Genomic DNA, 13,638 nt, shown 5'->3' with positions numbered 1-13,638 from the left:
ATACCCCCAATAGCTATAATAGGAGAGTACTTATAATGGAGCAATTATACATTTTCAATAAAAAGACAATATTTATTATGTTTTTACTTTTGCTCTTACTTACAGGGTGTGAATCTGATAAGTCTAAGAATAAAATAAATGACACCAAACCAATAATGGAAAATATTAGTAAAACCCAAGATAATATGGCTCCAACCAATTATTATAGTATTTCGTTTGTTGATACGTCGAATATTAAGAATTTGGATTGGAGTGATAAACTATCATTTGAGATTCCTCAAATAAAAGATATGTCAGAAGAAAGATTACCTTTAGAAGATGCAATTAATCAAAATATAATAAAAGCGTTGACTTCTTGGATAGGAGGCGAGATTTTTAAGGTTGATTCGGTTGATTTAACAATTACTTGTCATTCAACTAGATACCTTTCTTTTGTTAATTCTTTTACATATGATAGTAATCATGTTGATGTCATCAATGATTATGTTACGATAGACATGTTAACAGGGCAACGTGTTTATCTTAATGATTTAGTTGAAATCAATGAAGACTTTGCAAAATATTTACAAGAAAATCTTAGTAAAGTGAAAGAACCACCTCAGCCACTATGGCAAGGAATACCTGATTTAAATAAATATACCTCATTTGAACTAATGGATGAACTCATTAAATGCTCATATACACAAGAGGAATTGATTCAAAATGGATACTATTCTATTGAAGAATCGATTGGCTCACTGCTTTTTAGAAACTCATTCTTTCTACGAGACGGAATGCTTGTGATTATTATATATCAAGGAGGTGAATCTTTTGTAACTTTGAATGTAAATGACATAGAACATTACCTGAAAGTTAATAAATGGTAAGATACTGAATAATTAGTTACAGGATTTTTAATATCAATTAACTATTAACATTTTAATAATAACTCTTTTTTATCTAATCCGAATTCAATAAATGCAGAAGAAGACTTGGCTTGTTTAATCAAATATATGAATGAAACTATTTTGTGATAATTACAAGAAGGAAGGTTGCCTTCTCTTATGAAAAAAATTACTATACCTATTGTTCTACTAATTTTTGTTGCTGTAATATTCAAATGGAATAACGAAGTAATAGCAGAATTAATTATCATAAAGAAAACGAACAGATTTCTATAATAATAGATAATTATAGTGAGAATTATGGACATGAATTTAAGTTGATCACAAAAAAAATAGAACGCTCATTATACGGAAAGTGGTTGGTTGGAGAAACGATTGGGTACAGTTTAAAATATGATATTACTGGTGGTGCCTTATATTATTCAGTAATTGAGATATCAGAAGACCAGCTTAGTATCTAGTACAGCTATAAGACTTTCAAAGACTCTTTTTCAGATAAATATGATACTCCTATATTTATTTATTATCAAGAAACATTAGATAAAATGAAACAAGATGATTTTCTTGATAATTATTCTGGAATAAAGGATTTAGACCTTGACACTATAGGAACTATAGTAACCGTAATTGGAAAGTCAACCAATTTTCATGATAAATACGAAGCTATTCCAACAAAATTCATTATTATTAATGATCATATAATTGCTGTTCGACAATCTACATTTTACGAATTGTAAAAATTAGATCCATAATTTTAAGCAACAAAACACCATGGTTTCATTACTTAAGTATGCTTCCTTAAACCAAGAAGACATGATGACAGAAGTGGGGAGCCATACATAATAGAACAATTTAATGTACTAACAAAAGATTATTATGAAGCTGCCAAATTATCACGCGAAAAAATAAAAGAAGTAACGTTTACTTATGACGAATTATTCGGCGATTCTTAGGAATCAACTGAGAAACAAATGAATGATATTATACTAAGGAGGAATTGAAATGAGAGAAGAAAGATTGGTTGTTCGGCCGTTTGAAGACTTAGAAATTTTGGATTACAACTCAAAGCAACGGATCAATGAACATGCACAGGTACATATGAGAGGTCGTATTCCTATTGATCGAAAAGAGGATTATATGAAGTTGGGAAAACGGCTTACCTGGGTGCAGGTGGATGCTATATCCGGAAATGAAGAAGTTATCCTGTTTTATGGTCTTATTGAAAAATTACGCATAGAGGTTGTAGTTGGAAGCTGCATGGTAGACATATACCTGTGCTCAGGTACCAAGCTTATGGATTATGAGAAGCATACAAGAAGCTTTCAGGAAGAGGAGCTAACTTACAATAGCTTACTTGATACCTGTAACCAGGGATATGAAGAAGCGGCAAAGATTATGACCGAAGGAAATGGAAAGAGAATTAACCGTTTTATAATGCAGTATGGGGAAACGGATTGGGAATTTATTAAAAGGCTGGCGTCAATGAATCATACGGTAGTCTTTGCAGATTGCTCAACCAAAGGAGAGCGGTATCATTTTGGAATTCCTAATAGAAAAGGAGAGAACGAGGAACCTTCTGGTGAATATTGGACACAATATGACATGCAGGAGTACTGGAATAAGAAAAAACAGGGATTATCCGTCCAACCGGAAGATACGATGTCTTCTGTTTTGGAAACAAGAGAGATTCACAAGCTGGGTGAAAGAAGAATTGTTGATGGGAGCGAATTATTTATTTGGAGGATTGATTCCTGCTTAAAGGGAAATGAGCTATATCACACAATTTTTATGAAATCCCGCAGGGGCTTGCAGGAACCCCTGTACGATAATGATCATATTGCTGGTGTTTCACTATTTGGGAATGTTGTAAAAGTAAAGGATGAGAAAGTACAGATAACGATACAGAGTGATGAAAATAAAGAAAAATGTGGAGTGTGCTGGTATTCTTTTTCTACCGTATATTCTTCTCCTGACGGAACTGGCTGGTATTGTATGCCGGAAATCGGAGATACCATCAGGCTCTATTTTCCAGTATCCAGGGAAACAGAGGCATATGTGGTAAGTGCATACCATGAGGGTGATGCAAGGCTCAGAAAGAATCCGGAGTGTAAATTTTTACGTAATAAAGAAGGCAAAGAAGTACAGCTGTCCCCAGGTCGTATTTTAATGACAAATAACGATGGGACATTTATTGAATTATCCGATGAGGATGGAATCAATATCGTTAGTGAGGGATCGGTGAACTTAAGGTCTGAGGGAAGCGTAAGCATAACCAGTTCCAATTCCTCCATAACCATGTCGGCACCTAAAAAAGTTACTGTAAAACGGGGGGATTCGGTCCTGAATCTGAATGGAGATCTTACCCTGGAAGGAGCTAAGGTCATGTTGTAAGAGGTTCTCTTTAATTTGTACCCTGCAGAGTGAAAGGAGTGTGGAATACATGGAAATTATAATAAATGAGAGGTTAAGACTGGAGACTGAAATTCCTGTTTTAAAGGTAGAAAAAATTCATTTCTCATGGGAGTTGAACGAACATGCTTTTGTGGATTTTGAAGGGCTTTTAAACAGAAATACCAGCTGGAGATATGATCAGATATGTGAAAAACAGATACAGCTGTACCTGACAGAAAAAGGAACGGTTCAAAGAATTTTCTGTGGTTACATAAGTCAATTTAAGACTGAGGAGATAGGTCAGACGACTCGGTTCTATCTTCTAATAAAATCAGGTTCTGAGTTATTGGACCGAGAACCTTCCAGTTGTTCATTTCAGGATGTTTCTAAAACATATGGCGAAATCGTAAGGGATACAGTGCAGGGACAATCGGGGCAGGTAATACGAGAGAGAGAAATTGATACAGAGATCGGTTTTCCTGTAATTTGCAATAAGGAGACCCCATGGCAGTTTGCAAAACGCATGGCTGATCGCCTGGGGAGTTACGTGATTTCCGATATTGAGACTGGAAAGCCCAATCTTTGGTTTGGTATGAGGAATGGGAAAGAAGTATCACCGTTTTCAGAGGAATGCTATACAGTAGAAATGAGTCCTGTCGGGAAAATATCCAGAGTTCTCTTTTATGTAGAAGGAAAGGAGTTCTGTAAAATAGGCGATACCATGACATACATGGAAAAGAAAGTCACAGTTACAGGTGTAAAAGGACTTTATGAGCATGGGAATCTAACCTTTCAGTATGTATTAGAAGACAGAGCCTTCCGGCATGTTAGTCCCCAATACGGTGGTCAGCCCCCAGGCTTAGGTTTCTGGGGAACGATTCAATCAGTAAAAGAAGACAGGGTAAGCATTGCGTTGGATATTGATCAGAAAAAAAGCACCGGAAGTTATTTCTATCCATGGTATCCGGAGACTGGGAATATTATGTATGCTATGCCAGAAAAAGGGGCACGTGCACTTTTGCATTTTTTTGGAGAAGATCAGCAGGAAGGTGCAGTAATTCATTGCCTGAATCAAAATGCACAAAAACGCAGCTACAAAGATCGGGGAATCAAATTTAAGGATGGTAATTATATAGGTCTTACAGAAGAGAGCCTGACCTTATCACAGGGAGGGGACCATACTCTGTCCATTGATGATGATACCGTTGAAGTTAATACAGTAAAAGACTTAAATATTCTGGCTAATGACGGAATAAGGATAAAAGCCAGAACATTACGGATTGACACACCGGAAGAATTAATAATCTATCATGGATAATATAGGGAGGAGACAAAGCGTATGGATTACCTGGATGAAGAATTACTGGAAGCAAAAAGAGAACTGGAGCGGCAGAGACATACTACTTTAGAAACAGGAATTTACGCAGGAGAGGAGCTGATCACTTTCAGAAGAATAACATTGCCGGACTTATGTGCTCATTTACAAATTCCCGAGCAGTTTATTGTAATGCCAGAAGAGATCAAGCGTGTAAAATATCCTTCAGTAAATGCACCAAAGTTTATTATAACAAGTCTGGACAGTACTGTAAATATATGTGTCAATCTATTGCCTGTTGTATTGGAAGAGGGGCAAATTAAGACCATGAGTCTTCAATTTCAGACAGCATTAAAAAATCTCAATCCATCGATTGTAATAAAAAGACAGTCAGAAGGTCGTACCGAACAGGGAAATGAACTTGAATGGTTTGATTATAAGGGATATCAGCTTGACGGACAAAGTTATAATCGAGTGTATCTGATTAAAATGAGAAAATATGTCATGCACGGAATGTTCAGCTGTATGCAAAAGGCTGAAAACGACTGGGAGAATATTGTAGAGAAATTTTTTGAGGCGGTAGAAGAGGAGTTATAGTAAATGAACCGATGTAATGAATTGGAAGAGTGCATAGAAGAATACAGAAAAGTTCGTATAGAGAAAAAAAGTGACTATTTAGCTAATAATCTCACGTCTATGGAAACGCTGTTTTATGAAAAACTGGAATTATTAGTAAAGGAACAGACAAGCCTGCAAGAAAGTGAAACTGAGCGAGAAGTCAAATATTTTTACTTGTGCCGTCTGATGAGCAGTGAATATACGGAAAGCTATGAATCTGTTTTGGGACTGAGCACACAGATGCTTTATCTGGATGAGCAGAAAAGCCAGGTTTATTGGTTCCCACATTTGATTTATAAAAATATCCAAATGGATATGAAGGAAGTGGAGCAGATTGTGCGAAAGAAATTTTTGCGATTAGAGGCTTCGGAGTTATTTTATTTAAAACGTAAACTGTTGGGTGATGATTGGAATTTGCTTCAGAAGTGCTTTTCTGACTTAATCAAGGGAGCGATGGAGGTGTTCATGAACCGCTCTCTTAAACTGGAGAAAGAACTTGTAGTTCTATCCGGAAATTATATGGATCATTTACAGATCGTGTGGCATGGTGATACAGAAAGGAGATAAAAAATGGGTGGGAAAAAAAGTTCTTTCCGAATGGAGAATGAGGTCAATGGGTATGGAAATACAACCTATGTGAAGGCAAAAACACAAGGTGTTCATCCGCCGCTGTCCCAGGAAAATGTACAGCTTACACCGGATTTTGGAAAGTTCATACTGACAGTATTAGGGGCTAATCCAACAGTGATAATACCAGCAAATGCTGACCCGGCTTTTCTAAGTATGCTGGGGGCCATGGCAAGTGCAAATCAGGCAATTATCAACAAAGACCAGGCAGGTAATTACAATGTGACTTTTCATTTATCGGAGCAGAGTCTGACCAATGGTTCATATTTGCAAGCGATGCAGACTTCATCCAATGTGAATAAATCCAATATAGGAGTAGTTGGAAAATGGGAGTTGGATGGCAGCAGGTGGAGATATTACCTAAATGGATATGTGAAAGGACAGTGGGTGAATTACAAGGACCGCTGGTATTATCTGGATCAAAACGGCTATATGGCACTGGGGTGGCAGACCATCGGCGGGAAAAAGTACTATCTTAAATCGAAAAAAAGCAAGGGCCTGGAGGCCGGTGGTTATATGGTAACCGGCTGGGAGAAGATTGATGGAACGTGGTATTATTTCCGTAGTTCAGGGGAGTTGCTGACAAACAACTGGAAACAAGGTAAGGACGGAAAATGGTATTTTTGTGGCAAGAATGGGGCTATGGCAACATCTAAGATAGTTGATTGGAAGGGAAAGAAATATTTTGTAGATGATGATGGGGTTATGGCAGTGAACAAGACCATAACTGATCCGGACACCGGGAAGACTTATGAAGCAGATGACAAAGGTGTACTTACTGAAGTCGCAGGCAGTGGTAGAGAGTATACTTTTCCTGATACTATTAAAGGTAAATTAAATGGTGTTAATAAAGAATTATATCCAAATAATAAATGGTTTTCATATCAATGCACAACTAAGGGGACTGCTAAGGATACTAACGGAAGATACAAAATCGTGGTTGGTCCTAAGATTTTAGATCTCTATTATCCTGATGAGGGGAAATTATGGGCAGAAGATTTTGGTGTAGAAAGTCTAAATGTTAGAATTGATGTTGTATTAGAAAATAAATTATCAGGTAACACAAAAACAATTGAATGCGTTGCAGTAGGACTTAAGGCACATACTTATAATATTCATCCAGATAAAACTAAGGGACATAAACATAAGATATTTAATTATAATAAAAATATAACAGCTTCATTTCAGGTGGAGAATGGTTTATTGCAGACAGGTATTGCTTATCCCAATTGCTCCAATGCTCAAAAGGACAAGGATTATGATGGTCCAATAGCAATTGCTCATATGAATGGTTCACCGGTAGAGTTTTATGGAAGTTCAATTGATTTTAATGCAAATGATTATAAGTTAGTTAAATTAATTGTTTTAGAATAACAAAGTATAGGAGTTTGACAAATATGCGAAACCGGATTATAGCTTCGTTATTTACAATAGTCATCGTTAGTATTCTAATTTTTATGATACAAGCAAGTTCAAGGAAGAGTTATAATTCTCCACAGCAATCTGTTTTGCAAACATCATTAAATAATACTGAAAATATAATAATTTCTAAATATCAAAAGGTAGATTATGTTAATAATGAGACATATTCTAAAATTAAATCAGCCTATAATAAACTAAATTTCAATGTTTCATTTAATTTAGGTAATGTAGAAGAATATGGGTTGTATAAAAAGCAATTCGGCAGGTTATTAAAAAATGAAGTGGTGTTCATTGAAAAACAAACCGGAAAAGAGTTTTATTTAAATGAATATGGTTTTTTTTCAATAGATGTTGACCTTGGTATATTTGATCTGAATAATTATACCTATTACTTTTTTGATATAAATGGTGATGAAAACCCTGAACTTTGCATTTCAGATAACGCAAGTTTTACTTATGTTTTCAAGTATGATAAAGATTTGGACCAGTTCACATTATGGCAAAGATATGAAACTCCATATATATTTTTGATGGGGACAAAAAAAAATGGATATTCTGGAAATGCAAGAGACGCTTTTTTTATGCTGAATGAAGAGGGCGAATATGATTATTTTATATGGTTTAATATAGAGGGGTATAGAGATTCGGAGAGCAAAAAAGATAGCTATTGCTTTATGGTAACATTACCTCAATATGTAAACCAGTATAACCAAGATGAATTATCCGAACATATGAAGGAGCAAGCTGTATTTGATGAAAATCAGGAATTGTATTTTTTTAGGGTTACAGAAAAACAATATAAATATCTAACAAAAGATTATTTTAAGTCAGTAAAAATAGCAAGAGAAGCTATAAAAAAAGTAACGTTTACATATAAGGAATTGTTTGGTACATAACAATATTTGGTAAGAACGAGATCTAGGTACTATGTGAAGGCAAGAACACAGGGTGTTCATCCGCCGCTACCCCCTTGAGAATGTTCAGCTTACACGGGATTTTTGAAAGTTCATACTGACAGTATTAGGGGCTAATCCTACCGTTATAATACCAGCAAATGATGATCAAGCTCTTCTAAGTATGCTGGGGGGCCATGTCAAGTGCAAACCAGGCAATTATTAAACAAAGATCCATCTAAGATAGTTGATAGGAGGAGAAGCCCTAATTCTACCATCAGCACTACTAATGTTACCAAAGAACAGTGGGATATGATGAAGAAGCCATTTGATGATTTGCGAGAAAATGCGCCAAAGCCCTTTAATTATGAGGAGTTAATTGAAGATAAGTGGTAAGCAGTTTGAATTTTTATTTAAAGTCGGAATAGTGGGTCAAATGAAATATGAAAAAAAAGAAAAAAGTCAGGATGCGTTTTACCGTATATTTTCTATTAATTATTTTTGCTATTGTTATCATTATTGGATATAAGAAACAAAACAGAAGGTTGGTAGATGATACATGGTTTATATTAGGTGAATATACTATTTTAATGCTCTGCGAAAGGCCAGAGCAGGATTCTTTTAAAGATCTAATGGTAAAGTTAAAAGGAAATGGAGATTCTTTAAATGAAGCGATAAATATGTTAAAAGAAATGGAACAGACTCCTGATGTAAAAAATGCTCTCGGGGTTGCATATTTACGTTTAAGGAACTTTAATGAAGCTGAAAAGGAGCTTTTAGAAGCTCTTAACATGGCTGAAAGTGATAAAGATAAGGTATGTATTCTAACTAATTTAGCTGAGGTTATGTTATTTGAAGATGATACAGTATCTGCAGAAAATTATACTGAAGAAGCATTGAAATTAAGTAAAGATAATCCTTTAAAAAACCTGGTTTTAGAATCAAATCTTACTTCAATCAGTTTATCTCATAAAACAAAGCCTATTGAGGAGATAGCAAAGATTAAGGCATTATTAAAAAAAGAAAGAAAATTATTAGGCTCTAATCAGTTTGTGGGAATTTTCAATTATGAGACATTAGCTTATGCTTGCTATTACGAGAATAATATTAATAGATGTGAATATTACATAAAGAAAGCAGTGGCTCTAAATAAAAACACATATCAGTATGTCTACGTAGACGCCTATTTGTTTAAAAGAATGGCATTAATGTATGAGGATTTAAAGGATGGGTCAGATAAAGCCATTGATTATATAAGTAAAGCCATTGACCTTTTAGAGGATTGGCAGAATCCAGACCATTATGATTTATTGGCTTCTTATGAAATAAGAGGGACTTTTTATACTAATATGATTCTGCCGAATAGAGATTTAGCAATTAAAGATTTTCAGTATGTTTTGGATCATTGTCCCCCGTATCATGAGTTAGCAGCAGCATCATATTATAATTTAGCTAAGATGTATTTTTATTATGAAAATGCATCTTTAATTACAGATTTATATGCTAAAGCGTATTACCTTTGGCAACTTGAGGGCTGGTCAGATCTAAATCAGGATATAGAAAGTGAATTAAGGGAGGAATATACACGACAAAATGTTGAAAATGAAAGTTATGATATTTGGTTTAAACAAAAATTGAAAAAGCAAAAAATGATTTGGAAAACCAATGGGGAAGTAATTGAAAGGAGGTTGTAATGGAACAAAATAATCAAGGTGTCAGCAGTGCAGATGTAAGGGAAATAAGTTATAATCTATCTACTAATTTGGAAGATTACCTCAAACGTTTTGACCAGATAGAAAAAGGAAAAAACAGATTTAACTTTTCGGCTGCTTTTTTTCAGCACTTGTGGCTGGCATACCATTTTATGTTTTTGGATTGGGTGATTATTTGTTTTTCAGGTCTTTTTCTAAAACTTTTACTGTCAATCTTGTTACAATTTCAAAAGGATAATACAGTAAGTGTGGTTTTAACCGAATTAAAAATTTTCTTTTTCTTCTGGGTCATAAAATTTATATTATTAGGATGCTTTGGTGATAGACTTTTATATAGAAGTATAAAAAAGAGAATCAAAGATAATCGAAAAGGTACTGTAAATTTAATTACCTGGATGACATCATCTGAAAAAACAGTGGTATTTCGTGGGATTGCTGTTGTCACAAGTGAGATATTATTATTAATATTATCAGATAATGCTATGTATGCAATTGTTGATTGGATAGTATATTAAAGGAGAAGCTAATAAGGATAAGGATAGGGATAAAAACACTTAATATAATACATAAGGTGGGTGAGATCATCACGGATGCTGATAGATTATTAAAATTACACGAATATGACATATATAATAATGAATCCATAAATCCAGACAATTTGTGCCAGTTAGCGGAATGTTTTTCTAAAGAAGATATAGATACACTTGAATACTTCTCTTATAATAAATTTTCTACTAAATTCTGTTGGTTGAATGCAATCCTTATCATTAATGTAATGGAATATCCACAAAAGTTAAAATGTCTGCCGTGGCTTTTCGAATTGCTGAAGGACGTTAATTGGCCGGTATATCAAAATGTAATTCATGCCTTAATGTCCTTTGATAAAAGAGATGTTGTATCCGTTATGGAGAAGTGTTTACAAGAGGCAAAATCACACGAAGATGAAATGTGGATTTCAGGAATGTATCTAGCTGCACAGGAGTTAATAATTGGATCGTGGGATTTCCAAAATAAAGATATTTACCAGATATTTTATACAAGGGATTTATAAAAATCTCATTTACATTGTAATAATTCAGACAAGAGATAAAGGGGAATGAAATGGACAAGTATGGGTATGTATTAAAGCGTCAGGAAGAAACGGTCACGGACAATCGTTACCACAAAAATGATTTAGAATTAATGACTACTTTCCAACTGCGTGAAATATGCAGGAAAGAAAAGATCCTTCATGGTATTATCAATCCCATGGATAAGGAAGAACTTATCCGTGTAATTCTCCGCTTCAAAGGTGCGGAAGAGTATTTTTTGATAGATAGTCCGGACGAAGCCGGTTTCCAGTCCATAGAAAATGTACTGAAAGGAAGTAAACTTCAGGAACGGCAGGATATGAACCTTCAGTGTGGCTCCAAAATTGTAGCATATGACGGGCTGGCAATTGGCTATTATGACGGGCTGACCATACCCTATGAAGAACGGCTGGCAGGAACCAATGCCTTTGTGGTGGGGGGCGACATGACCTTGTGCGCAATTCTAAATGTTATGCCTATGGGGTCGCAAAAGGACTGTTTATATCTGACAAAGGCGGCTGATATTTCCTGTAGGGAGTCCAGCATAAAAAATTACAGCTTGTTTTGCGTGGGACGTAAAGAGTCAGAGCTCTTATATCAGATCTATAATGGAAAATATGATTACATACCAGAAAATCTTAACGTCTACCGTATGCCTCTTTTAGACTTTGAGATCAGAAAGCCAGTTCCCTTATCCATGCCAGTCGCCATGGATTTTGGGACGTCCAATACCACCGCAGGCGTTTATTTAGACAGTCTCTACTTTGAAAAGTCTGGTCTTCATGATGGGGAAAAAGGCCTGAAAGCCAACGCAGTCAATTATGCACTGTTTTACGACACTTCATCAGACTGGGAAGAGACAACTTTGTTTCCAAGTGTGGCAGGAGTTCAGGCGGTAGAATCCGGGAGACCTGCGTTTCTATTCGGTTATGATGCTATTCGCCTGGCTGATTCCAGTTATATTGATGAGGGATTTTGCGTGTTCTATGATATGAAACGCTGGGTTGGAGATTTTGAAAAGCTGGAAGAAATAACGGATCGCCAGGGAAGGCGGGGATTTATTTCGAGAAAGGAAATCCTTAGGGAATATTTTGAATTCGTTTTAGACCAGGTCAAAAACCGTTTTAAATGTGACATTAAGAGTGTCCACGTCTCCTGCCCGGTAAAGCAGAAAACCCAGTTCCAAAAACTGTTTTCCGAAATCCTTTCCGGATATGCAATAGAAAAGGGAGATATGTTGGATGAAGGTGTCTCTGTTCTTTACAGTACGATATCTGGTATGATACAGAAAGGGACTGCAAAAGAAGGCGAACAATACAAAGCTCTCATTATAGACTGCGGTGGTGGAACCACAGATCTTTGCTCCTGCCGTTTCCGTATCTTCGACAATCGGGTATCTTACCGGATTGAAATTGACACTTCCTATGAAAATGGAGATACGGATTTTGGAGGAAATAACTTAACCTTCCGGATTATGCAGCTTTTAAAAATCTCCATAGTAAACCAGTTATTTCCCGGTACTCTGCTATCAACAGAACAGATTCTGGCAGGGTACGATGTAGATGTGTTCCGATGTGTGGATCAAAGTGGCGCGTCAGAATTATACCGTGAATTAGAACTGGAGTACAATAAAGCGGAGGAATTTCTGCCTACCCGTTTCAGGGAGTATGAGAACCGGAGCCGTGCAGATTATTACAAGGTAAAAAATAATTTCTACTTTTTATATCACCTGGCAGAGGTGGTAAAAAAGGAGTTTTATAATCATGTGGGAATTCTCCGGGTGGCATTGTCTTCTCAGGAAGTGAGGGAGAGTGCTACCCGCTGGATCCCCGCAGACAAATGGAAGATGTCCTGCCGGATGCAATCAGGGCTTGAGACTATAAAAGAATTTCCAGTTGTTTATTTTAGTATCTATGAAATTGAAATGTTATTAAAGGCGGATATTTACGGTGTTATCCGTAAATTCGTAGAAGGAATGTATGAGGAAGATGTGTTAGAGGATTATTCCATCATCAGACTTACTGGACAATCCTGCAAGATTGAACTCTTCCGGGATGCCCTAAAGGAGTTTGTTCCTGGAAAGGCAATTCGGTTTAAGCGCAGAAGCGGAGATATGACTAAAGATTTCGAACTGAAGATGGCGTGTGTGGATGGAGCACTGCAATATTTAAAGGACAAAAAATACGGATTTGCAGATGTGACCATCCGCACAGAAGAGCCAGCACTGCCGTATCAGATCACCGCGGTTACTCACAATGGAGATGAGGTGGTGTTAATCCACCCCCTAAAGCGGAATAGTCCCAGTGGAATGATATCCAGAAATATGGAGGATTTAACCCTGAAGCTTCATTTAAAAGATTTATCAGGAAAGGAACGGTATCAATACACATCTTACAGTAATCCTCAGGATTTTAAAGAGAAAGAATATGAGGAGATTCGAAAGCTGTATGGAGAACACATTTTACAGGCAGATACAGATGATATCATTGAACAGGAAGTAAAGTTTTTTGTATGGGCCAGCCCTATGGAAGGGGCCTTTTCTGTGGTACCGGTATACCGGAAGGAGAAAAAACTATATCTTGGAAATGAGGAGAAATTTTCATTTGAAAATGACGGTTGGGTTCAAAGCTTTTTTGATGGATTGAAATAATGGGCTGATATAAAAGAGTGAATACACTAGAATTGGAATTAGATAAAAGATCAGGG

Annotated in this window: 12 protein-coding genes; all 12 read left to right on the top strand. The window is 36.0% G+C overall.

Annotated elements, in window-relative coordinates; all coding sequences use genetic code 11:
- The first annotated feature begins 35 nt into the window (after positions 1 to 35).
- The 12 genes from BXY41_RS08890 (at position 36) to BXY41_RS08830 (ending at position 13,582) form a co-directional block, all read left to right on the top strand.
- Entirely contained in the window at positions 36 to 866 is an 831-nt protein-coding gene (locus tag BXY41_RS08890) for a hypothetical protein (RefSeq protein WP_104436470.1), read from the top strand.
- 1,020 nt (positions 867 to 1,886) lie between these two features.
- Positions 1,887 to 3,275: a hypothetical protein gene (locus tag BXY41_RS08880; RefSeq protein WP_104436468.1), complete on the top strand. Its 1,389-nt coding sequence runs from the start codon at positions 1,887 to 1,889 to the stop codon at positions 3,273 to 3,275.
- Positions 3,276 to 3,324: 49 nt separating this feature from the next.
- Positions 3,325 to 4,593 (top strand): hypothetical protein, encoded by a 1,269-nt coding sequence (locus tag BXY41_RS08875; RefSeq protein WP_104436467.1) that lies wholly within the window; start codon positions 3,325 to 3,327, stop codon positions 4,591 to 4,593.
- A gap of 21 nt (positions 4,594 to 4,614) precedes the next feature.
- Entirely contained in the window at positions 4,615 to 5,187 is a 573-nt protein-coding gene (locus BXY41_RS08870; protein ID WP_104436466.1) for a hypothetical protein, read from the top strand.
- A gap of 3 nt (positions 5,188 to 5,190) precedes the next feature.
- A complete protein-coding gene (locus BXY41_RS08865; RefSeq protein ID WP_104436465.1) occupies positions 5,191 to 5,775 on the top strand; it encodes a hypothetical protein in 585 nt (194 codons plus the stop codon).
- A 3-nt stretch (positions 5,776 to 5,778) separates the two neighbouring features.
- Positions 5,779 to 7,209 (top strand): hypothetical protein, encoded by a 1,431-nt coding sequence (locus tag BXY41_RS08860; protein WP_104436464.1) that lies wholly within the window; start codon positions 5,779 to 5,781, stop codon positions 7,207 to 7,209.
- A 23-nt stretch (positions 7,210 to 7,232) separates the two neighbouring features.
- Complete coding sequence (locus BXY41_RS08855) at positions 7,233 to 8,153, top strand: hypothetical protein (RefSeq protein ID WP_104436463.1); 921 nt, start codon at positions 7,233 to 7,235, stop codon at positions 8,151 to 8,153.
- A 201-nt stretch (positions 8,154 to 8,354) separates the two neighbouring features.
- The gene (locus tag BXY41_RS08850) at positions 8,355 to 8,546 is read left to right on the top strand and encodes a hypothetical protein (protein ID WP_104436462.1); all 192 of its coding nucleotides are present in this window, start codon (positions 8,355 to 8,357) and stop codon (positions 8,544 to 8,546) included.
- Between the two features lie 47 nt (positions 8,547 to 8,593).
- A complete protein-coding gene (locus tag BXY41_RS08845) occupies positions 8,594 to 9,844 on the top strand; it encodes a tetratricopeptide repeat protein (RefSeq protein WP_104436461.1) in 1,251 nt (416 codons plus the stop codon).
- A complete protein-coding gene (locus tag BXY41_RS08840; RefSeq protein WP_104436460.1) occupies positions 9,844 to 10,377 on the top strand; it encodes a hypothetical protein in 534 nt (177 codons plus the stop codon). The genes BXY41_RS08845 and BXY41_RS08840 overlap by 1 nt, the downstream gene beginning before the upstream one ends.
- Positions 10,362 to 10,913 (top strand): DUF5071 domain-containing protein, encoded by a 552-nt coding sequence (locus BXY41_RS08835; RefSeq protein WP_104436459.1) that lies wholly within the window; start codon positions 10,362 to 10,364, stop codon positions 10,911 to 10,913. The genes BXY41_RS08840 and BXY41_RS08835 overlap by 16 nt, the downstream gene beginning before the upstream one ends.
- Positions 10,914 to 10,963: 50 nt before the next feature.
- Positions 10,964 to 13,582: a molecular chaperone gene (locus tag BXY41_RS08830; RefSeq protein ID WP_104436458.1), complete on the top strand. Its 2,619-nt coding sequence runs from the start codon at positions 10,964 to 10,966 to the stop codon at positions 13,580 to 13,582.
- Positions 13,583 to 13,638: the final 56 nt, after the last annotated feature.

It is taken from the genome of Lacrimispora xylanisolvens, from assembly GCF_002934545.1.
In the GTDB taxonomy this organism is placed as follows: Bacteria; Bacillota; Clostridia; order Lachnospirales; family Lachnospiraceae; genus Lacrimispora; species Lacrimispora xylanisolvens.
The sequence above is the reverse complement of the archived record's forward strand: the minus strand, read 5'-3'. Positions and strand labels throughout refer to the sequence as shown.

What these genes read in the sequence shown, in the direction of transcription:
- BXY41_RS08890 (WP_104436470.1), top strand. Translation starts at nt 36, where the DNA reads ATGGAGCAATTATACATTTTCAATAAAAAGACAATATTTATTATGTTT.
- BXY41_RS08880 (WP_104436468.1), top strand. Translation starts at nt 1,887, where the DNA reads ATGAGAGAAGAAAGATTGGTTGTTCGGCCGTTTGAAGACTTAGAAATT.
- BXY41_RS08875 (WP_104436467.1), top strand. Translation starts at nt 3,325, where the DNA reads ATGGAAATTATAATAAATGAGAGGTTAAGACTGGAGACTGAAATTCCT.
- BXY41_RS08870 (WP_104436466.1), top strand. Translation starts at nt 4,615, where the DNA reads ATGGATTACCTGGATGAAGAATTACTGGAAGCAAAAAGAGAACTGGAG.
- BXY41_RS08865 (WP_104436465.1), top strand. Translation starts at nt 5,191, where the DNA reads ATGAACCGATGTAATGAATTGGAAGAGTGCATAGAAGAATACAGAAAA.
- BXY41_RS08860 (WP_104436464.1), top strand. Translation starts at nt 5,779, where the DNA reads ATGGGTGGGAAAAAAAGTTCTTTCCGAATGGAGAATGAGGTCAATGGG.
- BXY41_RS08855 (WP_104436463.1), top strand. Translation starts at nt 7,233, where the DNA reads ATGCGAAACCGGATTATAGCTTCGTTATTTACAATAGTCATCGTTAGT.
- BXY41_RS08845 (WP_104436461.1), top strand. Translation starts at nt 8,594, where the DNA reads ATGAAAAAAAAGAAAAAAGTCAGGATGCGTTTTACCGTATATTTTCTA.
- BXY41_RS08840 (WP_104436460.1), top strand. Translation starts at nt 9,844, where the DNA reads ATGGAACAAAATAATCAAGGTGTCAGCAGTGCAGATGTAAGGGAAATA.
- BXY41_RS08830 (WP_104436458.1), top strand. Translation starts at nt 10,964, where the DNA reads ATGGACAAGTATGGGTATGTATTAAAGCGTCAGGAAGAAACGGTCACG.